This window comes from Xenorhabdus hominickii, assembly GCF_002632725.1.
Classification (GTDB): domain Bacteria; phylum Pseudomonadota; class Gammaproteobacteria; order Enterobacterales; family Enterobacteriaceae; genus Xenorhabdus; species Xenorhabdus hominickii.
In genome coordinates this window covers 40997-61086 of record NZ_NJAI01000004.1, presented here as the reverse complement: position 1 = coordinate 61086, position 20090 = coordinate 40997, and the positions used below count along the sequence as shown (strand labels likewise).

The window sequence follows — 20090 nt, the reverse complement described above, 5'->3', positions numbered from 1 at the left end:
GATTTGTGACAATAACGGCAATAGACGTCAGCTTTGGCCATGCTTTACCCTTAAAAGGCGGGAAGCATATCACAACAACTAACTATTTAATACATGACCGTTTGTTAGGTTATCGCCAATCTATTTGTTATTTTCATTATGGTGATAGCGTGGCATCAAAAAAGAAAACCAGAACTTCTATTGTTATTTTTTGGATTGGTGTTGTGGTGGTCGCATTTAATACCAAAGGGGCAAAAGAGAGCATATTAAATAATGTAATACTGTTTACATTTATATACTGGGTCGGTTATTTTGCGCTGAGAATGACGCGGTATTTTACCGCAATTATTCTTGAGCGTAGTTCCAAAAAGAGGCGCACCCAAGATGCTAGAAAATATTTAGAGATTTTTTTGTCCCAATTAGAGAGGTTTTTGCCAGTATTGGCAAGAAAGAAAAGATTTTTAATTACAGCTGATGACTACGGATATATATCAACTGATAAATGGGAATCTGAAAAACGTAATTTTCTAAAGAAATTTAATTACCAACCGCGCATCACTAGAGACTACAGAGGCCTTATTGATGATGAATATAGCTTTTCATTAGATACCGCAGTAGATGATTATTTGAATAAAAACCCTCTCATAGAATGGAATGATCGCATGAGTCCCTCTGAATACGAAGGATATTGTGCTGACATCCTTAATAGCAATGGCTGGCAAGCAAGAACAACATCTCTTAGTGGTGATCAGGGTGTTGATGTGATAGCAGAAAAAGATGGTCTTTGTATCGCTATCCAGTGCAAGAAATACTCATCACCTGTGGGTAATAAAGCAGTACAAGAAGTTACGGCAGGCATGACCTATTGGGGGGCTTCCATTGGTATTGTGGTAACTAACGCTGGCTACACTAGATCAGCGCGAGAATTGGCGGCTGTTCATGGAATATTTCTTCTTCATCATGAAGAATTAGGGAATTTAGAAAACATTATTCAAAAGTAAACAGTTACTGTCGATAGCAGCCCCATAAGGGGCTTTTACTATCCAAACCCTCTCGTCATACGCCATTGACTTATACGATAAGAGTGCTATTATCATTCTATACATACACCAATGGCGTACTGAAACATGATATTCATTGAGACCTCTATATTCACCGAAGACTGTAAAGAGCTGTTAAGTGATGATGAGTATCGCGAGTTTCAGCAATATCTTGCAGACAATCCCGCTTCGGGTGATGTTATCCAGCACACTGGGGGCTTACGTAAAGTCAGATGGGCATCCAGAGGTAAAGGTAAACGTGGCGGTGTACGCGTCATTTATTATCACAAGGTCGATGTCTCACATATAAGACTGCTGCTGATTTATAAAAAAGGCATTAAAGATGACCTTAGCGAGTCAGAAAAGAAAGTCTTGAGAGCATTAAATGAGGGATGGTAACAATGGATAGCAAATTATTTTCCAGACTCACCGAAAGCATGACACAGATGAACGAAATCATGAATGGTGAACGTGCTGCTTCTCGTGAAACAACTATTGAGGCAGTGAAGGTAAAAAACATTCGTCAGACAACCGGCTTAAGCCAAGCGGGATTCGCTAAATTAATCTCTGTTAACGTTGGAACCCTTCGTAATTGGGAACAAGGAAGACGAGAACCAACAGGGCCAGCAAAAGCATTGTTAAAGGCGATAGAGAAAGATCCGCTTCATGTATTAAAGGCGTTATCTATGTAGCTTACTAAGCCCCATCACGGGGCTTTTTTGTTGGTGAGTTCTTTTTTTAGATCAAGTAATTCTCTGAATTTACGACTATCTGCCTCCATTCTTTCCATAAGCAGATATGTTAGCAAATCAATTTTATAATAAGCCTCATCATTGTCCCAGTCATCCGCCTCAAGCATTTCTTGGTAAACGCTGGAGAACTCTTCATCCATAGGTAAAGATACGCCTCCATGCAGAGTGTCTTGCAAAATCTGAACAATTTCGGAATTCATTGATCTGCCGTTTTCTTCTGCTCTTTTGGCGATAGAGTCTCTTAAACCGTCAGGAAATCTAACGGTGAACTTATCCTGTGTTTGGCTTGGATACTTACTCATAATTATTACCCTGAAAATATACTTAAATAAGTATAGTGGCTACTTGACTTTATAAGCAATGGTGCTAAATTAACTCTAGAGGCAAGTAGCCTCTAGAGTTAAATAGCCTTCACATTCAGAAAGGGAATCATAATGAACACAAAACTAGACACAAGAAAGAAGAATGAAAAGATGCAATTAAGAACCACTGAGTTTTTGAAAGACCAGATTTGTAAACTAGCTGATAAAGATGGAATTTCTCAGAATTCAGTGATTAATCAAGCGCTAGCTTGGTATGTAAATGAGAGAACAAGAAGTGTGGCGTAGTAAAAGCGAAACCTCGAAGGGTGCAACCGACGAGGCTTCTAAATCTTCAAGACCATCGAAAGTAATTAAAGATTATGTCAACCCATAACAGAGAGTGACAATATGAATAATGTAGCAAATAAAAATCTTCCTGTCATTGCAGGCGTAGAAATCACTACCGATTCAGAAGGTCGTTTTAACCTGAATGCTTTGCATAGAGCGAGTGGTGGAGATGCTCATAAAAAACCCAGCCAATGGCTACGCCGTAATGAAACACAAGCTCTTATCACAGAGCTTGAGTCTAACTCATTGAAAAATATCCAGAGTGTAAATTTACACCCTGCTCGCAAATCAATCAATATTGTTAACGGTGGCAATAATCAAGGCACTTTCACCCACGAGCTTTTAGCTGTTGAATATGCGGGGTGGATCTCTCCCAAATTCCGTTTACAGGTCAACCAGACTTTCATTGACTACCGTTCTGGTAAGTTAGCGCCAGTATCACCTGAGAAAAGCAAATTAGGTTTACCTGAATATCGTCGTGCCAGAACATTGAAAATGTCGATTGATGCTGTCAGTAGCTTGTTTGCTCTGATGCCAAACTTGAGCGATGAAGCAAAACAATGTGCAGCCGCTAATATCGTTAACCCTATCGTCGGTTTTGAAGCAGTCCCTCTCCCTGTAAGGGTTTGTAGTGGAACGGTGGACGGTAATCATCGAGGCCAGAAATGAAACTGAATGTGTTGCTGAGTGTGGTGCCTTCACCGCCACTGTCTCCCAGTGCCTGCGGGCAACGTCCGTGGTGGCTGATACCGACCACCTGCCAGCGAACATTGAGCGGTTTATGTGGATGATTTTTTATCTCGAAGATTTTGCCCGGCATCAGTTTGATGCAGTTACTACTGCCGCTGCCGGTTTGTTTCTGGTTATCCAGCGCTTCCTGACGGTATTTTAAAAAGGGTTTGGCGGCGGCATCTTTTTGAAAGCGTCCGTAACTTTCAAATACGGTATACGGTGTCTGGCTGCCAAAATCACGGAAGCCTTCGCTGCTTTGCATATGGGAGAGGTGATAGCGCGGGTTCTCCAGGTTGTAATCTTTATGCAGACTGCGTTGCGGACTCATACCAACGCCTAGCCGCACCTGATAAATCGTATCGACGCCGTAGGCCGTTTCCGGCTGGGGCTGGTATTGCAATGGCAGACCCGCCGTCATTCCTAAATGACTGTCACTGAAAAACGCCGTTTCATCTTCAAACCAGAAACTGCATCCCTCTTCCGCCGCCAACCGGCTGAAAAACGCATAATCCGATTCGCGTTTCTGGGTGACATATTCCCTGTCCTGATGGGTATCGTAGAGCTTCGAATCGGCTTTCACCCGGTGTTTTTTCAGCAGACTGTTTAACATCGCCGGAACATTTTGCTGATGATAAATCCGGCTGTCCTGATTGAGCGTCAGACGCCAGAGCGCCGGGCGCACGGTGACGGTATAAAGTGTTTTGTTGCCATCTGTACCGCTCCAATCTGCATGGGAAACAATACCGGTGATTTTGCGCTGCTCAGTTTCGCCGTTAAACACCTGCAATACCGCTTCCTGCATCAGCAGCGAGGCCAAATCAATTTCCGCCTGCGGTTTAAACGGGTTCGCGTTACCGGTTCTGACTAACGTCAGGTTCAGGGTAAAGAGTTCCGATAAGCCTTCTTGCAGGGAAAACTCCCCCACGGCAAAGGTGTTTTCCGGCACACCGGCGAGAGTGCAGACAAAACGTAATCCACTTTTCATTTTTACTCCTTCTGATTTATTGCATCGGTTCCTTAGTTACATATCCGGGCGTAACCCATCGACATGCCCGAACTGCCACAGCACTTTGTTACTGTCCGGGATAAAAATTTCCAGCTTGACAAATGTAGACTGGCTGATAAAACAGGCCATTGCTTCATTGATTAAGCGGCAGAAGCGGTACATCTCGCCGGGAGTGCGGTAATAATCTGGATTCAGCGTCAGTGACAGCACATACCCGCGAGCCGGTCGGTCAGGCGTTCTTCCACCTGTACAATACCGTCAATATGTTGGCGGAACTGGCGGCTCATCGGGTGATTTGTATTGGTATGCGAGTCAAACAGGCGGAGGAATTGTTTCAGGCTGTCAGTAGCAAATAACATCACCGGCGGGCTGGAAAGGCAGGACAGCAGCGGCCCGCCGCTATTTTCCTGTAACAACGGCGGGTAATCGGTCATGACCGGGATAATATTCTGCGCACCAAGATGAGACGGTGAACTTTCCTGTGTCACCGTGATCGCCCCCTGTGCCAGCGTCAACGCCTGCTCGTGATAGCTGATGAAATGGCACGAGATGGCGATGTCGGGTAAGTTTTTTGCGGGTTTGCCGGTCAAATCAAAAAAGTTCAGCCGGTGCCCGGTTCTGCCCAGGAAATCCTGTGTGGTTTGAAGCTGGTAATAAAAGTCATCAGGTTGCTGGTCGTCATCGAGAAAATGCCCGGCCGGAACAAACTGTTCAATCGGCAGCCAGCGATAAGGTGTGCCGCGTTGCTCATCGTTATCGGGCTGTTGCACCACCTGAATCTCCCGAAGCCGGAACAACCGCATCGATTCCCCCAACGGCAATAGATAGCTGTGATCCCCGGTCTCCAGCAAAATGGACGGACTGCTTTGGTTTTCCAGATGAATGGCAGGCACGCAGCCCAACAAAAACGCCCCATCGACATCATCCAGCGGCAATTCACCCTCGAAACGAAAAATCAGCTCAAACATGCTATCTTCATTCAGCGGCACTTGTGCATGCTCATTGCTGATGTCCAACGGGACGAAGTTATAAAGTGCAGGTAGCGCATAATATTCCACCAACGGTTGCAGGCCGGAATACGTATTCTTTGGTGTCGGTAGCACCGGACTATCAAACAAATTATGCCAGCCATAAGGCGAATCGTTGAGTCTCCGCCGTTCGTCCTGAGCTTTCAGGCTGACATCACAAAGGTGCTGATCCAGCCACAAACTGAGCTGAGTGGCACGTTCCATATCGGTACCCAGGAAAAAGGTTAATGAACCACTTTGCCAGACAGCAGATCCCGTGCCTGTCTGGCACAGAGTCAGAATGATCTCACTGTGAGTGCCCGTTTTATTTACCGCTCGCTCCTGCACGATTAACGGTTCGATATGCAGGGGCCTACAGGTCTTAAAGGCGAGTAACTGCCCGTTAAGCCGGGCAGACACGGATGCCCCTGCTGGAATATCAGCAATACCCTGATGCTCATCATCCATGGGATAAAACTGCAATAACGTCGTGGGCGGAACAGGACACAAGAATAACGGCCAGATACGCGAGAGAATGCCGTGGGTGACTTCGGGAAACTCATCGTCCAGTTTATCCCGTATATTGGCGATTAGCAGGGCAAAGACTTCAAAAAGACGCGCAATATCGGGAGCATGGGAGGCAATAAGAAAATCGGCCAGATGTGGTGATTTTTTCGCCACGCGCTGTGCCAGCTCCCGCAGATAGGCGCGTTCTTGCAGGTACAGCGATTCCTTGTTGTTTTTCATTATGCTTACTTTTTTATGTTAGATTTTTTTATTCGGTAGGTTAATTTATTGTACACATTCATCAATAAAATTAATTAACCAATTAGATGGAATTTTCACCTGATTTTGGTGAAATATGGGGAAATTAGTGGAATAGGCACGGAAATATAGGCAAAAATAAGGCTGATACGAACACGGTAATTGTCAACATCGTTGGCATCATTAATGAATTTAATCAACCATCACTATTGTAGTGACTTCATTAGGGACACTTGTGTTAGATATTTTACCAAATAAACAGCAAGGAGGATTTATTCCTCCTTATCATGTACACCAGTAAAAAATACAAAGAAGAATTAGAGAGCACTCACTGATATCAAAAGGAATATTGGCTATTTACGGGGCAAGAACATGGCTTCTAGAATTTCAACAAGCAGCGCTGCATAACGACCATCGGGATCTAAATCAGGATCGAAAACAGAAACCGTCATGCCACAGCATAATGGGTTATTAAGTAATTGCGCCCCGATATTTTTTAGCCAACTCGGTTCAATACCCGGACTACCGGGTGAATCAACCGCTGGCATGATGTTTTGGTCAAGAACATCGACATCGATATGTATCCAAAAACGCCATGTCGGCTGAGCAACTAACATTTGCTCGATTTTGTGGAGGATCCCTTTTTCACCGATTGAATGTGCGGTAAATACATCAATCTGTGAAATAGCCGTTTGGTTAATATCAGGCCAAGCAAAATCAACATCTCTGCTCTCGCGTTCGCCGAGTTGGAGTACCTGTTGCTCTGGCACTAATGGACTTTCTATATCCGGCCAATCGATTAATAGCGCCTCACCTCGACCGGTTGCCAAAGCCAAATCCATCCCAGCCACTGCACCTAACATTTGCTGTGTATCGTAGTTATCTGGATGACGATAATCACTGTGACCATCAATATGGATGAGTGAAATAGGCCCTGCCTGACGAGAGCCCGCCAATGCGCCTAATAGAATTGAGCAGTCACCACCAATAATGAGTGGAAAGTTGCCATTTTCTTGTACCTTAGCCACTTCCGCCGCCAACTGTAGATTAAAGTCACGAATACCATAACCATTGCGTATCCGTGTCCCGATTTGAGGTTCCGGTGAATATACCGGACGCATTAATTCACTGACCGCATTAGCCCGTAGCTTTTCCGCTAACCCATGTTTCATCAGTACTTGCGGAGCCCGCCATGTCCCTGGCAAGTGCCCCTCCCATAAAGGGCTTAACCCAAGATTGGTTGGCGCTAGAATGATATGCATAATAAGAGCTCCACTGATAAATCATAAGCGAATTTATTAAAATAGAAGCATAAACGGGACAACAAGAAGAGTAAACACAGCGGTATCGAGGCTGGCTTTTAGCCGGTGGGGATGACCTGCTTATGCAGACGGCAGTACCGCGTACTCAACCGATACCCCGCAATACCTCAACCTGTGTTCACTCTGGCGCACAGATATTCGTCAAGGGCAAGGCAGATATATCTTGTTTTGCCGCATTGTCGCGCGCCAGAGATCGTATGTTGTCAGGTATAAGCAAGGGAAAGCCAATGAGCCGATTGATTAAAGAATTAAAATTTTTTGCCCGTCAGGGTGGTGGCAGTCATAAAACCTGCCATGACCGTATTCGGATTGCGGGACGTTTAGGGGCGTTGTTATTGAGCCTGAATATTCAGGTTAAAAGTCTCAGCCATTTGAAAGCCAAGCATGTGGAACATTACGTTGATGCCCGCTTATCTCAAGGGATTGCCAAACGAACGGTGCAAAATGAAATGTCCGCACTGCGTAATATCTTCCGCATGGCAGGCCGGGAAAAATTGGAAACTTCGTCCCGTTTAAGTAATCAAGCATTGGGATTAAGCGGAACCAGCCGCGCTGGAACAAAACAAGCGATCCCTGATGCCACGTTTCAGATGGTTTATCAGAAGGCGCTTGAACGTGATGCCGGATTTGCTGTCACGCTGAAACTTGCCCGATTATTGGGATTACGTTTTCAGGAAGCGGTGCAATGCAGTGCTTCACTGAAAAGCTGGCGTAAACGGTTGGAACAATCAGATCCGAAACTGCATGTTGTCTTTGGTACAAAAGGTGGCCGACCAAGGCAAACCCGTGTATTGAATACCATAATCATCATGGTGCTTGTTAGTTTTCATTTGATTAGTTGTTGTTTTTACGTCAAAATTTTGTATAAATTACATTAACTTTTAGATGACATTAACGGCGCATATCTGGTGATTACCTCATTTTGTATTTACCTGATTTACTTATGTATATATAATGCTGCCCCGTTTTTATGGACTCAAAAAGTAAATGCTAAAAAAATTACTATTATTATCTACTCTTGCTATGTCTGGTTGTGTATTAAATAAAATACCAACAGATAACTTAACATCACTCAGCAATAATGAATTATGTTCGGCTCTTGGTGAAAATTCAGATAATGGCAATACTACCCTTAGAATCTTAGATGAAATAACCTTCAGAAAAGGTGCCATTGATATGGATAAATGTCATGCACTTGAAATGTCAGCAAGAAGAAAAGGCTCTGATTTTGTTGATTCTAACGCTTGGGCTCGTGATGCCAGCAGAATGGCAGAACAAGCCAGAAGAGATGCGGAAATGTTCAAGAAATTACAGGAAATGGGTAAAATTTAGTTATTGAGTGAAGGCACATTCATGTTCTGGTGTGCTTTATTTCCAATCGATTGAAGAAAGTTGGAAGAAATATGCAATGGTAGGTTATACTGGTCAATAAATCATCTGATCATGGTGTGCTTATGTGGAACAGCCATCCCCAAAGAGGAAATATGCAGTTATTGGCAAATTTTCTATCACCGATAGATGCTCATATTATTTTGGGCAGAATGTTGTCTGAAAACGTTTATGCAGTAGTGATAGATGAAGACATTGTGTGGAATAACTACATGTATTCTCAAGCATATGGTGGTGTTAAGATCCTTGTTCATCGTTCTGATATAGAACGGGCGAAAGAGATACTTTCTCAAATTGAAGACAATCAGTATTTATTAGATGAAAGAAAATCTAATTTGGAAAAAAGTAAATCATCTCAATATCGCTCTATGACGTTAATAAATATTTTTTTAGTTATTTCTTTATTTTTGACGATGGGGATAGCTTTACCACTAAAAGATGATGACCATTATTCATTGTGATTTATTTAAGATCAATGTTTGGATGCTAATAATGCTCTATAAGGATTAATTTAAATAAAAATTAATCTGATATTTTTTAGGGTGAATAAGGCGTTCGTGGTTGGTATAATACTTCGTTATTGCATTTCTTGGATAAGGAAAAATCAACTAATGTTAATTAAAATTAAAAAGAGTGGAAGAGTGATATAAAAAATCTGCTGAACAAGGTGCTGTAGACGCTGAATGTAGTTTGGAAAATTTATATGCAATACTAGGCAAGCATTTATTATTCAGTGAATTAAACAATATTCAATGGCATGAGCTTTTATGGTGATCAAGTTTCCCAGTATCATATTGCTGCTTTATATATAGAAAAAATGTCAGGGAAAATCGTAAATGATGTTCGTTTTTATTAGAACTTTTTTGTAATAATGGCTATCAATGTAGTTGTCAGATATTAAAGAAGTATTTTCATTAATCACCCCTTGAAATTAAATGCAAAGTTAATTAAATCACCTTCTTATGGTTTAATTAACATAAATTAAAAAAACACTGGCAATAACTATAAAAATTGAAGTATGATTCAGCGCGCGTAAAACGCAACTATTCATTAAACCCCATTAACGACTGAAAAGGAGGAATTCATCATGATGACAGTAGCAATAACTCTTTTCAGGCCAGCCCATAGCTAATTACGAAATTAAAAATTTTTCAGTATTGCTTGGCTAGGAAGGCCTGACCACACCTTTATTTTTTCATTGATCATAAGGTTGATCTATGGGCAATACTTTGCATTCCGCTGTACCGAACGTACAGATTATCGCAACAGAAAATACTTGGCTGGAAGGTAAGGCCATTCAGCAACTTGAAATAACAGCGCAACTTCCTGACATGGTAAGTGTAGTTGGACTCCCGGATCTTCACCCAGGTAGAGGGTATCCTGTTGGAGCAGCATTTTTTTCACAGTCACGTTTTTATCCCGCACTCATTGGCAATGATATTGGTTGTGGTATAGCATTATGGCAGACTGATTTGACATTAAATAAATGGTCATTGGACAAGCTGGAAAAACGGTTAGGCTCCATTGATTCTCCGCTGGCAGAAGAAGATTTACCTGACGATATACCTGAACATTTTTGCTATTTGCCGGGAACGATTGGTGGTGGCAACCATTTTGCTGAGTTACAGCAATTGGATGAAATATATCAACCAGAGGTGCTTGAAACGTGGAAACTGAATAAACAGCAACTTCTTTTATTGGTACATAGTGGTTCACGTGGCATGGGGCAAATGATCCTTGAACAACATGTTCGTGAACATGGGCATCATGGATTGGTTGCATCTAGCCCACAAGCGCAAAATTATCTTCAGCAGCATCAACAAGCGTTGGATTATGCTTGTTTCAATCGTCAATTAATTGCGGAGAGAATGCTAAAACGCTGGAAAGCTAATGGGGAACGCTTGCTTGATGTTTCACATAATCTGCTTACCCCATGTACTATTGACGGCACCAATGGCTGGTTGCATCGCAAGGGCGCAACACCGGCTGATCAAGGGCTTGTGATTATACCGGGGTCGCGTGGTGATTATAGTTATTTAGTTCAACCGCTGGCCAGTGAACATAGTCTATTTTCTCTTGCTCATGGTGCAGGACGGAAATGGATGCGTAGTGAGTGCAAGGAACGGTTGGATGGTCGTTACAATGCAGTACAGCTTTCTCGCACTGCATTGGGTAGCCGGGTCATTTGCTTAGATAAGCAATTAATTTTCCAAGAGGCACCTGAAGCTTACAAATCTATCAGTTGTGTGATGGATGCAATGTTACAGGCTGGTTTGGTGACGTTAATCGCAAGACTTAAACCTGTCCTGACATATAAAACGCGGGGAGGCAATGAATGATATTATTGCAGATTTCCGCTGCACAGGGGCCTGATGAATGCGCGTTAGCTGTCAAAAAAGCATTAGAGCGATTGATTCAAGAAGCCGAAGAATTGGGAATTACAACTAATATTTTGGAGGAAGAACGGGGGCAGCGTTCAGGTACATTGTGTTCTGTGTTGGTTGCTATTCAAGGAAAAAATGAACAGCAATTATTTGAGCGTTGGCACGGTACGATTAAATGGATTTGCGAAAGCCCATGGCGAAAAGGAGTTGGCCGCAAAAATTGGTTTATTGGCGTGACGCAATTTGAACCTGAACTCATGCAGGAAATAACGGAAAGCGAAATTCGGTTTGAAACATTGAAAGCTTCCGGACCTGGTGGTCAACATGTCAATAAAACTGAATCAGCAGTTCGGGCAATACATGTTGCCAGTGGTATCAGCATTAAAGTGCAATCAGAGCGTAGCCAACATGCTAATCGGCGGCTTGCTCGTTTGTTGTTGGGGCATAGGCTTCAGCAACAGCAGAATAGGTATCAGGTACAACTCAGGGCTGAACGGCGTTTGTTCCATCATCAGGTTGAAAGAGGGAATGCGGTGCGCACTTTTATTGGAATAAAATTTATTCCACAGTCCTGATATTAGAGCGACGCCATGGTTCCGTCGCTCTACACGTGTTTATTTAACACTTTCCGACAAGGCATGCTTTGTTTGTACTTTGCATGCTTTAACGGATTTATCCAGCGATTCGTCAAAATTCTGATGACTTGGGAACACTTGCTTATTTTTTCTGACTTCTGTGACGGTTTGTTTGATGGATGAGACAAATTCATCTTTGTTGCTATGGATTTCTTTAAGATCGAAACCATTACTACTCAATTCACTGAAAGCTTTTTGGGCTATTGCATCAGATGAATCATTAGTTTTGAATGCTTCTACGGAGGCTTTCCCAAACACATTACAATAGGCTTCCGCTGTTTTATCTATATTCGTATGTGCGGCATAAGAGAAGAATGGGGCAAGGAAGAATGGCAGTAAAAGACGTTTCATAAGTTCCTCTTGATCGACAATACCGTGAGAGTGATGACAACATTAACAATAGTACATTATCTCGTGTTTTTGCCAAATCTGAATGATGAACCGAACTTATTAATCTTTTTGTATTGGACATTCCCCTCTTTTACACAGTTTGAGGAGTGTTTTAATGGGATCAATTGTACTATTTATATAGATGCGACTGAGAAGTTTAACGTTTTTGTCGGTAATTTTTAGCGCATCAACTTCAAGATAATTTCCAGAACCTACCGTGAGTTTAGAGACGACGAGTTCCTTGGAACCATCATCGTTAATATCGGCAAATGCTATTCTTGGTTTATGGTTATCGTCGAATACTGAACCGTCCCGGGAAAAGACAGCTCCAGTCTCAAAGTTTATGAGATCTTTATCCTTGAAAATGGCAATGGAGTAGCTGCCAGCAGATTCACTTTCCAAATCGCCAACTGATAGAACGGCAAAACGTTTATCAGGTAAGTGAATCAGAACTCCATCTCTTGCGATGGCGAGTGTTGATAGAGATAGCGCTACTATAAGAGAGGACATGGCTATAGTTTTCATAATATTGCTTATACGCATAATTAATACTCCATTGTCTATGGTCTTGTTCAACATAATCATGAGATTAAATTTATATCGTAGCATGGATTTTGAAAAACCATATTCCTAATGTATTCCCTTTCATTTTTCAGAGTCTCTTTTTGTCGGTTGCACTCTTGTAATATAGTTACATTAACTATGCTCCTTCAGATCCATTGATTTGTCTTTTCAATGCAACTCGAAATCTATTGGATATATTTTGTAGGTTTTAAATAATTATCTTTACGATAGAGAATAGAAAAATATTTCTTTATATGGGGAAGAGGGTTGGTGTGATTACTGAATTTCATTCAAATCAATAGACTGTTTTTTGGTTTTATTTATTAATTTAATTGATGTTTTTTTGATTGGCAGATGATAAAGAGTCAACGGGAGTGGTGACTCCCGTTTATTTGTTAATTCCAACATATTAAGCTCTATGTGCTATTTTTTTCGATTTTTTCGACAATCTTATTGTACTCTTTCCAAACAACGGATACTGGTGAATTTAAACAGCAAATAGAGATCGAACCACCTGTTGACGGATGGTACTCATACTTTGATTTTCCTCTGTAAACTCTCTTGGGAAGTATGTTGTCTGCCGGGTTTTTTCGTTTTCGTATTAACATCGACTATACCTCATTTGCAGGCTATCTGATGATCCGATAGTGTAAATTTAACATATTATTAACCTATTATTTTTTGTTTCCTACCGTAAAGATAACAAATGAAAATTTTAATATGTAATGGTGTCTTTTTCCAATTATCACTGTATTAAAATTTAATAATCTCATTTGTAGAAAGATGTTGCTATATATTTTCGTAAAAAAGGAAACTTCAATATTAAATTTTGTAATTATTTTTATTTTTTTAGTAAATCTCGTTATTGCTACTTAAGCAATTTAATGGTGAGGGAATATCGGAATTTGTTCTGTTCGATTATATGATAGGGTGTTAATAACCTTTCATTAACACATGATTTTTGTAAGGACTTTGTGCGATTATTTATCTGATTGGTTGTGTTTTGGTTATTAATTGGTTTCTATTTTGGGTTTAATTGTTAATTTATTTATTCTTTTTTTTGTGTGTTAGATGAGGAATTAATCTATTTTTTCTCATAAAAAATACGCTAGACCCTTTTGTATAAGGGGATTGTGTTTTTAGAGATAAATGCAAATGTTTATGAATGTTAAAGTAAATGTAAAAATTTCATTAAAAGTTACCCATTGAAATGGATATTGTGTTACATTCTTTGCGTTTTACTGGCTAGTATCTCTCTGTTTTCGTACGCGGAATTGTGTTACTTGTTGATTATAAAGGAAATTTAGCACAATAAAATCTCACAGATACTGCATTATGGTCAGCTAATGTTTGCTAATTAGTAAGGGGAAAATATCTTGACGGATCCGATTAACTTCATTAACAACATTCTTTGGGACTACGTACTAATATACTTACTTCTTGGAGTTGGCCTTTACTTCACAATACGTTTTGGTTTTATACAGCTCCGTCATTTTGGTCACATGTTTTCAGTCCTGAAAAATAGTAACAAATCAGATAATGCTGGTATCTCATCTTTTCAGGCTTTATGTACCAGTCTTGCTGCTCGTGTAGGAACCGGTAACTTAGCCGGGGTCGCTATTGCAATTACTGCTGGTGGGCCAGGGGCTATTTTTTGGATGTGGGTAGTAGCATTTATTGGCATGGCAACTTCTTTTGTGGAAAGCACGCTTGCCCAGTTGTACAAGACGAAAGACGATCGAGGAAATTATCGCGGTGGCCCTGCCTATTATATGGAGAAAGGGTTGAAGATGCGCTGGATGGGAGTCTTGTTCTCATTCTTCCTTATTATCGCGTTTGGTCTTGTGTTTAATGCTGTTCAAGCAAACTCAATTGCGACAGCGGCTGATGTTGCCTTTGGTGTTAAACCAATTTATGTCGGTATTGTATTAGTCATTATCAGTGGCATGATTATTTTTGGCGGTTTACGTTCCATTGCACGCGTCGCCGAATTCGTTGTACCGTTTATGGCCGGGGCTTATTTAATATTGGCATTTTGGGTTGTTGGTCACAATATTGAACGTATTCCAGATGTATTTGCGTTAATTATCAAGAGCGCCTTCGGTCTTCAAGAAGCGATAGCCGGGACATTAGGTTACGGTATCTCTCAGGCGATGATTCAGGGGGTTCAACGCGGGCTGTTTTCGAATGAAGCGGGAATGGGTTCTGCACCAAACGCCGCAGCTTCTGCCTCTCCATATCCACCACACCCAGCCTCTCAGGGTTATGTGCAGATGTTGGGGGTATTCATGGATACTATCGTTATCTGTAGTGCAACGGCTGTTATTATCCTCTCTTCTGGAATACTCAACGAAAACATCACTGATATCAGTGGTATTGAATTGACTCAGCGTGCATTGTCATCGGCTGTGGGGTATTGGGGATCAACATTCATTGCTATTGCAATCTTCTTCTTCGCCTTTACATCAATAATCGCGAACTACGCCTATGCTGAAAGTAATATGATATTCCTGGAGCGTAACCACACCGCGGGTTTATTTATCCTGCGCTTGGCTGCACTGGGTATGGTGATGTTTGGCACATTGGCAGAAGTGCCTCTGGTTTGGAACATGGCTAACTTATCAATGGCATGTATGGCTATTGTTAACCTGATTGCCATACTTATGTTGTCTGGTATCGCAGTGAAACTTGCGAAGGATTATAACCACCAGAGAAAATTGGGGCAGTTGCCAACATTCGACATCAATATGTATCCAGAGATTCGGCAACAAGTTGAAAAAGGTATCTGGGATAATGAGTCTCCTCAGAACATTGAGAAGAGTCATAGCTGACTAAGGTATAATATTTATACTAAGTAGATTTCGAAGATATAACGTTATCAACCGGACATTCGCTACTTGACGAGTGTCCGGTTTTTATTTGTGCTCAGAAAACTACCTGATAATAAAAACATTACAACTATTTTAGTTTCATCTACTATATAGTTATTACAATGTTATGTTTTTATTTCAAATAGCTAACTCAGCATGATAAGAAAATTAATGATAGGTGTGTTTATCACACTATTGATTGGCTGCTCTCATTCCCCTGAACGGGAAAACAGAAATGGTTATATTATTGATCGCTCTCATCCTTATTCAACCAAGCAGGATGTCGATTCGATTAAAGTTCTTGTCCTACATTATACAGCGCTGAATGATGAACGCTCTTTGCGGGCATTAACGGGAGGACATGTCAGTGCCCATTATCTCATTCCTGCGCAACCAAAGTATGAAAATAATGAACCGATTATTTTTCAATTAGTTTCAGAAAAAGAAAAGGCGTGGCATGCAGGCAGAAGCGATTGGAATGGATATCAAGACTTAAATAGCTATTCTATTGGGATTGAAATTGTTAATTGTGGATTTAAACGACACTTTATCAAAAAAGAATGGTGTTTATATTATCCGTCACAAATAGATGCAGTGATCCGACTGGCAAAAGATATTATTCAAAGGCATCAAATTAAGGCAATAAATGTTGTTGGTCATAGTGATATAGCTCCACTGAGAAAAGAAGATCCCGGGCCTGTTTTCCCATGGGAAATGCTTTATGAACAGGGGATTGGTGCTTGGCCTGATCATATGACGGTTAATAAGTATTTGGCAGGTCGAGCTACTGATATGCCTGCGTCAGTGATTTCTATACAGAAAGCACTGGCCACTTATGGTTATAGCATACCTCAAACAGGTTTTCTGGATAACGCGACTCGTAAAACTATTCAAGCATTTCAGATGCATTTCCGTCCGTCAGATATTAGTGGAACGCCTGATGCGGAAACAGAAGCAATTGCTTTGGCAGTGGTCGAAAAATACCAGTAGCAATTTGCGATGAACGTATCGAAAGTCATGAGTCGCAATTATCAGTCAGATGTAATGGGAGTTTAACTTCAAGCTCTATGTCTACACTTTGGCGAAAGTCATAGGGCGTAATACCATATTCTTTACGGAACATATATGTGAAATGAGATTGAGAGCCGAAGCCGAAATCCAGAGCAATATCAAAAATAGGCAATGAACTGTTTCTCAGCAGGAAAACAGCCCCCGCCAATCGTCTTTGGCGGATGTACTTTCCAAGCGATATTCCTGTGACTTCTTTGAATATTTTCTGCATGTGCCAAAGCGAATAGCCAGAGTAAATAGCAAGCTCTTCAAGATGGATAACTCGGCCAAGGTGGTTTTCTATCCATTTACTCAGTGCGCATACAAGTGCTAAGTGGTTATCTTGTAGCATTACAATTTTAAATTAGTTGAATGTAGGGGAAGTATACACAACTTCTTTTCAAGATGACAAAACCATTACTTATAGGTGTTGACATGCTTAAGTAAAAAATTAAAAATTTTACATATCAAACCCCTCATCATATTTGATTAAAATGTCAACTACAATACAATTGTTCTGAGGCGGTCTAATTGAACATTGAAAAGACGCTTTTAGCTTTTTGTTTGGTATTGGTATATCTATTTTTGTATTTGCAAGCACTAGACGTACATTGTGATCATGGTAATGATGGATTCGAATTAGGTGTCTGTTCTATTACTCGATATCTACCTTTTTGATATTTACCTCAATCAGTATCCAGCTTATATGTGTGTTAACATACATTCGCAGTATTCATTCTTTGAAAATGATGCTTTAATATTCACTTGAATCAAATTAACAGACTAAATCTCGCGTTAAATTAGAACCTACTTCAATCTCTGCAATTGCTGAAGCAATTTAAGCTGGACAATTTTTGTGGGAATTGGGAGAGTGGGAAGATTTTTGCTCTATACAGGTTCAAAACAACAAATAAAATAGCTTTTAATGAGACAGGTTCTAATCATTGTAAGTAGAGGACTAGATGGCAGGACAACAGGAACAACAATCGACGCTTAAGCGTGGTTTACAGAACAGGCATATTCAGCTTATTGCTCTTGGTGGGGCAGTAGGGACGGGATTGTTTTTAGGTATTGCTCAAACTATAAAGATGGCTGGGCCTTCCGTGCTTCTCGGATATGCGATTAGTGGATTTATTGCATTTTTGATTATGCGCCAATTAGGTGAGATGGTTGTTGAGGAGTCAGTTGCAGGATCATTTAGCCACTTTGCCTATAAATATTGGGGAGATTTTGCCGGTTTTCTATCTGGCTGGAATTACTGGGCAATGTTCATTCTGGTCGGTATGGCAGAGCTAACTGCCGTTGGTATATATATTCAATATTGGTGGCCAGAGGTTCCAACATGGGTTTCTGCAGCAATATTTTTTGTCCTGATCAATCTTATTAACCTAGTTAATGTCCGATTTTATGGTGAAACCGAATTCTGGTTTTCTATCATTAAAGTTTCTGCAATCATCGGCATGATTATCTTTGGTAGCTATTTACTGATTAGTGGTAATGGTGGCCCGCAGGCAAGTATCACTAACTTATGGCAGCAGGGCGGTTTTATGCCAAATGGGGCTTCTGGCCTGATTATGGCTATGGCAGTCATCATGTTTTCATTTGGCGGTCTGGAAACTGTTGGGATCACTGCGGCAGAAGCTGAAAACCCTGAAAAAAATATCCCAAAAGCAACAAACCAAGTTGTTTATCGCATCCTGCTGTTTTATATCGGTTCATTGGCTATCCTGCTTTCTTTGTATCCGTGGAAGAATGTGGTAGAAGGCGGTAGTCCTTTTGTTCTTATTTTCCATGATCTGGATAGTTTCTGGGTAGCAAATATCCTGAATGTTGTTGTGTTAACGGCGGCATTGTCTGTTTATAACAGTGGAGTATATTGTAATAGCCGGATGTTGTATGGTTTGGCTAAACAAGGTAATGCACCTCAAATTCTGGCAAAAGTGAATAAGCGCAGTGTACCTGTCTTGTCAATTGGCTTATCGGCGTTAGCAACATCGATTGGTGTGTTAATTAACTATATTATGCCGGGTAAAGCATTTGAGTTGCTGATGGCATTGGTCGTGACAACGCTGGTCATTAACTGGATTATGATTTGCCTTGCTCACCTGAAATTCCGCGCTGCTAAGAATAAAGAAGGAATTAAGACGAAGTTCCAAGCATTGTGGTATCCATATGGAAACTACTTATGTTTAGTATTCTTGGTATTTATTCTCATCATTATCCTGAATATTCCGCCAATTCGTATTTCAGTTATCCTGATGCCATTCTGGATTGGTGTATTATGGGTAGGCTACTTGTTTGCCAAAGCAAACAAGGCCAAAAAACAAGTAAACTGATTTTGTAACCATTCAACACTTTTTCAGCCGGGTATCATGCCCGGCTGATTATTCATGTCAGAACCATTCTTATGAACGCTTCAATTTATTCATAGACAACGATGATTACCACTGCCAACGTAGCCAGCTAAACAGCACGTTACCGTTATTGTAAGTACCGGGGATATAGGTTGACTGTAAAGACAGCCGATTATATTCAATGGAAAAAATCGGTAACGGTAAGGGCAGGGGAATGTAATTATAATCGTGGCGTGCAGTAACACTGAGTGTGAAACCTCCACCGATTCTGAAACCATCAAGGCCATCAGGTATCCACATTTTTTGAAACCCGTAGCCGACAATAGGCTCAAGGCGATTGTGTGAGTCCATAAAAACCATCATATAAAGTGAATGCCAATCGTTATCTTTGTCATAACGATACTTGCCGTAACCAAATCCCCATGGCATTTCGTTATATTTATCTGTCTTTTTTTTATCATAGGTAAAACGGTTATGCCATGTGATTACAGGTAAATAAATATCATTATTTGGAGAATCCCATGCTAAGAGTATATTACTTCTGAGTTTTCCCCATACTCCAGGAGTAGAGTATTTGTAATCCTTTTCTGACAATTTAATCCCACTCTCTTGAATAGGAACCGAATACGCCATTTTTGATGATATAAATAGTGTTATTGGTAGAACACATAATGTGGTGAAATTAAACTTCATTTTTAACTCCAACTACCCCAGTGTCATATGTTTTATATGATTTATTGTATATAAAGAATAGTAGGAGTAAATTGTTAATACAATAATTGAATAATATTTAACAATATTTAACAATATTTAATAAATGATAAACAAAAAAACAAATAAATTAGACCTGTAATAGTTATATTCTAATTCTGATAAGTAAAATGGTTTAGATCATACTGATTTTAGCCATACCATTATTGTTATCCAAAAAATCATTTGGGTAATTATAATTCTATAGTGTACCTCTTAAGAGGTGTAAAAACAGCATTATATATTAAATTAATTAAAGTTATTTTTTGTGGTGGTGTTTTGTTTTTGTATTTATTCATTAGCTTATGTGAATTAAAGATTTTTTAATAATTTCAAATAGGTATTAATGTTAAGTTTTTTAAATGTGTGCGTTGGCTCCAGCACCTGAAAAAAATGGCTTGCGATTATATAAAGAGTATGTGATAAAACACATGGGTAAACGAAGTCGTAC

Annotated in this window: 22 protein-coding genes and 1 pseudogene; 14 read left to right on the top strand and 9 right to left on the bottom strand. The window is 40.4% G+C overall.

The window, feature by feature from the left end; all coding sequences use genetic code 11:
- The 3 genes from Xhom_RS12690 to nadS all read left to right on the top strand — a co-directional run.
- A partial coding sequence (locus tag Xhom_RS12690) for a restriction endonuclease (RefSeq protein WP_169928431.1) occupies positions 1–980 on the top strand: 980 nt, incomplete at its 5' end.
- A gap of 126 nt (positions 981–1106) precedes the next feature.
- Positions 1107–1418 (top strand): type II toxin-antitoxin system RelE/ParE family toxin, encoded by a 312-nt coding sequence (locus Xhom_RS12685; protein WP_069315354.1) that lies wholly within the window; start codon positions 1107–1109, stop codon positions 1416–1418.
- Positions 1419–1420: 2 nt separating this feature from the next.
- Entirely contained in the window at positions 1421–1711 is a 291-nt protein-coding gene (nadS, locus tag Xhom_RS12680) for a NadS family protein (protein WP_038243532.1), read from the top strand.
- Between the two features lie 14 nt (positions 1712–1725).
- On the opposite strand, the gene Xhom_RS12675 is transcribed toward nadS, so the two are convergent.
- Positions 1726–2073, bottom strand: coding sequence for an Arc family DNA-binding protein (locus Xhom_RS12675; RefSeq protein WP_069315355.1), 348 nt, complete (start codon positions 2071–2073; stop codon positions 1726–1728).
- A gap of 132 nt (positions 2074–2205) precedes the next feature.
- On the opposite strand from Xhom_RS12675, the gene Xhom_RS30210 reads away from it, so the two are divergent.
- Both Xhom_RS30210 and Xhom_RS12670 read left to right on the top strand, forming a co-directional pair.
- Positions 2206–2379 carry a hypothetical protein gene (locus Xhom_RS30210; RefSeq protein WP_169928429.1) on the top strand — a complete coding sequence of 58 codons (174 nt, stop codon included), beginning with the start codon at positions 2206–2208 and terminating at the stop codon, positions 2377–2379.
- Positions 2380–2481: 102 nt separating this feature from the next.
- The gene (locus Xhom_RS12670) at positions 2482–3090 is read left to right on the top strand and encodes a KilA-N domain-containing protein (protein WP_069315356.1); all 609 of its coding nucleotides are present in this window, start codon (positions 2482–2484) and stop codon (positions 3088–3090) included.
- Here the strand turns inward: Xhom_RS12670 and tssI are convergent.
- The 4 genes from tssI to Xhom_RS12655 all read right to left on the bottom strand — a co-directional run bounded on the left by tssI (position 3008) and on the right by Xhom_RS12655 (position 7193).
- Complete coding sequence (gene tssI, locus Xhom_RS12665; protein WP_232326237.1) at positions 3008–4138, bottom strand: type VI secretion system tip protein TssI/VgrG; 1131 nt, start codon at positions 4136–4138, stop codon at positions 3008–3010. The two genes, Xhom_RS12670 and tssI, sit on opposite strands and share 83 nt — an antisense overlap.
- 36 nt (positions 4139–4174) lie before the next feature.
- Positions 4175–4369: a hypothetical protein gene (locus tag Xhom_RS36575; protein WP_232326238.1), complete on the bottom strand. Its 195-nt coding sequence runs from the start codon at positions 4367–4369 to the stop codon at positions 4175–4177.
- Positions 4357–5913, bottom strand: coding sequence for a type VI secretion system baseplate subunit TssF (locus tag Xhom_RS12660; RefSeq protein ID WP_232326240.1), 1557 nt, complete (start codon positions 5911–5913; stop codon positions 4357–4359). The genes Xhom_RS36575 and Xhom_RS12660 overlap by 13 nt, the downstream gene beginning before the upstream one ends.
- 371 nt (positions 5914–6284) lie before the next feature.
- Positions 6285–7193, bottom strand: coding sequence for an arginase family protein (locus tag Xhom_RS12655; protein WP_069315357.1), 909 nt, complete (start codon positions 7191–7193; stop codon positions 6285–6287).
- Positions 7194–7480: 287 nt separating this feature from the next.
- Between Xhom_RS12655 and Xhom_RS12650 the strand changes: the two are divergent.
- The 5 genes and pseudogenes from Xhom_RS12650 to prfH all read left to right on the top strand — a co-directional run.
- Positions 7481–8050, top strand: a pseudogene (locus tag Xhom_RS12650) (integrase domain-containing protein); the annotation flags it as partial.
- 190 nt (positions 8051–8240) lie between these two features.
- Complete coding sequence (locus Xhom_RS12645) at positions 8241–8585, top strand: hypothetical protein (protein WP_069315358.1); 345 nt, start codon at positions 8241–8243, stop codon at positions 8583–8585.
- A gap of 122 nt (positions 8586–8707) precedes the next feature.
- Positions 8708–9103: a putative signal transducing protein gene (locus Xhom_RS12640; RefSeq protein ID WP_069315359.1), complete on the top strand. Its 396-nt coding sequence runs from the start codon at positions 8708–8710 to the stop codon at positions 9101–9103.
- 756 nt (positions 9104–9859) lie between these two features.
- Positions 9860–10981 carry an RNA ligase RtcB family protein gene (locus tag Xhom_RS12635; protein WP_069315360.1) on the top strand — a complete coding sequence of 374 codons (1122 nt, stop codon included), beginning with the start codon at positions 9860–9862 and terminating at the stop codon, positions 10979–10981.
- Positions 10978–11601 (top strand): peptide chain release factor H, encoded by a 624-nt coding sequence (gene prfH, locus Xhom_RS12630; RefSeq protein WP_069315361.1) that lies wholly within the window; start codon positions 10978–10980, stop codon positions 11599–11601. Before Xhom_RS12635 ends, prfH begins: the two co-directional genes overlap by 4 nt.
- A 39-nt stretch (positions 11602–11640) precedes the next feature.
- Here prfH and Xhom_RS12625 read toward each other — a convergent pair whose 3' ends face one another.
- A complete protein-coding gene (locus tag Xhom_RS12625; RefSeq protein WP_069315362.1) occupies positions 11641–12012 on the bottom strand; it encodes a hypothetical protein in 372 nt (123 codons plus the stop codon).
- Between the two features lie 99 nt (positions 12013–12111).
- The gene (locus tag Xhom_RS12620; RefSeq protein ID WP_069318389.1) at positions 12112–12594 is read right to left on the bottom strand and encodes a PliI family lysozyme inhibitor of I-type lysozyme; all 483 of its coding nucleotides are present in this window, start codon (positions 12592–12594) and stop codon (positions 12112–12114) included.
- Between the two features lie 1397 nt (positions 12595–13991).
- On the opposite strand from Xhom_RS12620, the gene Xhom_RS12610 reads away from it, so the two are divergent.
- Positions 13992–15446, top strand: coding sequence for an alanine/glycine:cation symporter family protein (locus tag Xhom_RS12610; protein WP_069315363.1), 1455 nt, complete (start codon positions 13992–13994; stop codon positions 15444–15446).
- A gap of 198 nt (positions 15447–15644) precedes the next feature.
- Positions 15645–16475: an N-acetylmuramoyl-L-alanine amidase gene (locus Xhom_RS12605; protein ID WP_198148766.1), complete on the top strand. Its 831-nt coding sequence runs from the start codon at positions 15645–15647 to the stop codon at positions 16473–16475.
- Positions 16476–16500: 25 nt separating this feature from the next.
- Here Xhom_RS12605 and Xhom_RS12600 read toward each other — a convergent pair whose 3' ends face one another.
- Positions 16501–16887 carry a helix-turn-helix domain-containing protein gene (locus Xhom_RS12600; protein WP_069315365.1) on the bottom strand — a complete coding sequence of 129 codons (387 nt, stop codon included), beginning with the start codon at positions 16885–16887 and terminating at the stop codon, positions 16501–16503.
- Between the two features lie 179 nt (positions 16888–17066).
- Here Xhom_RS12600 and mgrB point away from each other — a divergent pair, with 179 nt between their 5' ends.
- Together mgrB and Xhom_RS12590 are read left to right on the top strand one after the other, a co-directional pair.
- Positions 17067–17213 (top strand): PhoP/PhoQ regulatory lipoprotein MgrB, encoded by a 147-nt coding sequence (gene mgrB / locus Xhom_RS42800; RefSeq protein WP_071933828.1) that lies wholly within the window; start codon positions 17067–17069, stop codon positions 17211–17213.
- 284 nt (positions 17214–17497) lie between these two features.
- Entirely contained in the window at positions 17498–18871 is a 1374-nt protein-coding gene (locus tag Xhom_RS12590; RefSeq protein ID WP_069315366.1) for an amino acid permease, read from the top strand.
- 105 nt (positions 18872–18976) lie between these two features.
- Here the strand turns inward: Xhom_RS12590 and pagP are convergent, their stop codons facing one another.
- The gene (pagP, locus tag Xhom_RS12585; RefSeq protein WP_084022959.1) at positions 18977–19582 is read right to left on the bottom strand and encodes a lipid IV(A) palmitoyltransferase PagP; all 606 of its coding nucleotides are present in this window, start codon (positions 19580–19582) and stop codon (positions 18977–18979) included.
- Positions 19583–20090 lie beyond the last annotated feature (508 nt).

What these genes read in the sequence shown, in the direction of transcription:
- Xhom_RS12600 (WP_069315365.1), bottom strand. Translation starts at nt 16,887, where the DNA reads ATGCTACAAGATAACCACTTAGCACTTGTATGCGCACTGAGTAAATGG.
- tssI (WP_232326237.1), bottom strand. Translation starts at nt 4,138, where the DNA reads ATGAAAAGTGGATTACGTTTTGTCTGCACTCTCGCCGGTGTGCCGGAA.
- Xhom_RS12660 (WP_232326240.1), bottom strand. Translation starts at nt 5,913, where the DNA reads ATGAAAAACAACAAGGAATCGCTGTACCTGCAAGAACGCGCCTATCTG.
- Xhom_RS12670 (WP_069315356.1), top strand. Translation starts at nt 2,482, where the DNA reads ATGAATAATGTAGCAAATAAAAATCTTCCTGTCATTGCAGGCGTAGAA.
- Xhom_RS12635 (WP_069315360.1), top strand. Translation starts at nt 9,860, where the DNA reads ATGGGCAATACTTTGCATTCCGCTGTACCGAACGTACAGATTATCGCA.
- pagP (WP_084022959.1), bottom strand. Translation starts at nt 19,582, where the DNA reads ATGAAGTTTAATTTCACCACATTATGTGTTCTACCAATAACACTATTT.
- Xhom_RS30210 (WP_169928429.1), top strand. Translation starts at nt 2,206, where the DNA reads ATGAACACAAAACTAGACACAAGAAAGAAGAATGAAAAGATGCAATTA.
- Xhom_RS12640 (WP_069315359.1), top strand. Translation starts at nt 8,708, where the DNA reads ATGTGGAACAGCCATCCCCAAAGAGGAAATATGCAGTTATTGGCAAAT.
- Xhom_RS12625 (WP_069315362.1), bottom strand. Translation starts at nt 12,012, where the DNA reads ATGAAACGTCTTTTACTGCCATTCTTCCTTGCCCCATTCTTCTCTTAT.
- prfH (WP_069315361.1), top strand. Translation starts at nt 10,978, where the DNA reads ATGATATTATTGCAGATTTCCGCTGCACAGGGGCCTGATGAATGCGCG.
- Xhom_RS12685 (WP_069315354.1), top strand. Translation starts at nt 1,107, where the DNA reads ATGATATTCATTGAGACCTCTATATTCACCGAAGACTGTAAAGAGCTG.
- nadS (WP_038243532.1), top strand. Translation starts at nt 1,421, where the DNA reads ATGGATAGCAAATTATTTTCCAGACTCACCGAAAGCATGACACAGATG.
- Xhom_RS12645 (WP_069315358.1), top strand. Translation starts at nt 8,241, where the DNA reads ATGCTAAAAAAATTACTATTATTATCTACTCTTGCTATGTCTGGTTGT.
- Xhom_RS12590 (WP_069315366.1), top strand. Translation starts at nt 17,498, where the DNA reads ATGGCAGGACAACAGGAACAACAATCGACGCTTAAGCGTGGTTTACAG.
- Xhom_RS12675 (WP_069315355.1), bottom strand. Translation starts at nt 2,073, where the DNA reads ATGAGTAAGTATCCAAGCCAAACACAGGATAAGTTCACCGTTAGATTT.
- Xhom_RS12620 (WP_069318389.1), bottom strand. Translation starts at nt 12,594, where the DNA reads ATGCGTATAAGCAATATTATGAAAACTATAGCCATGTCCTCTCTTATA.
- Xhom_RS12655 (WP_069315357.1), bottom strand. Translation starts at nt 7,193, where the DNA reads ATGCATATCATTCTAGCGCCAACCAATCTTGGGTTAAGCCCTTTATGG.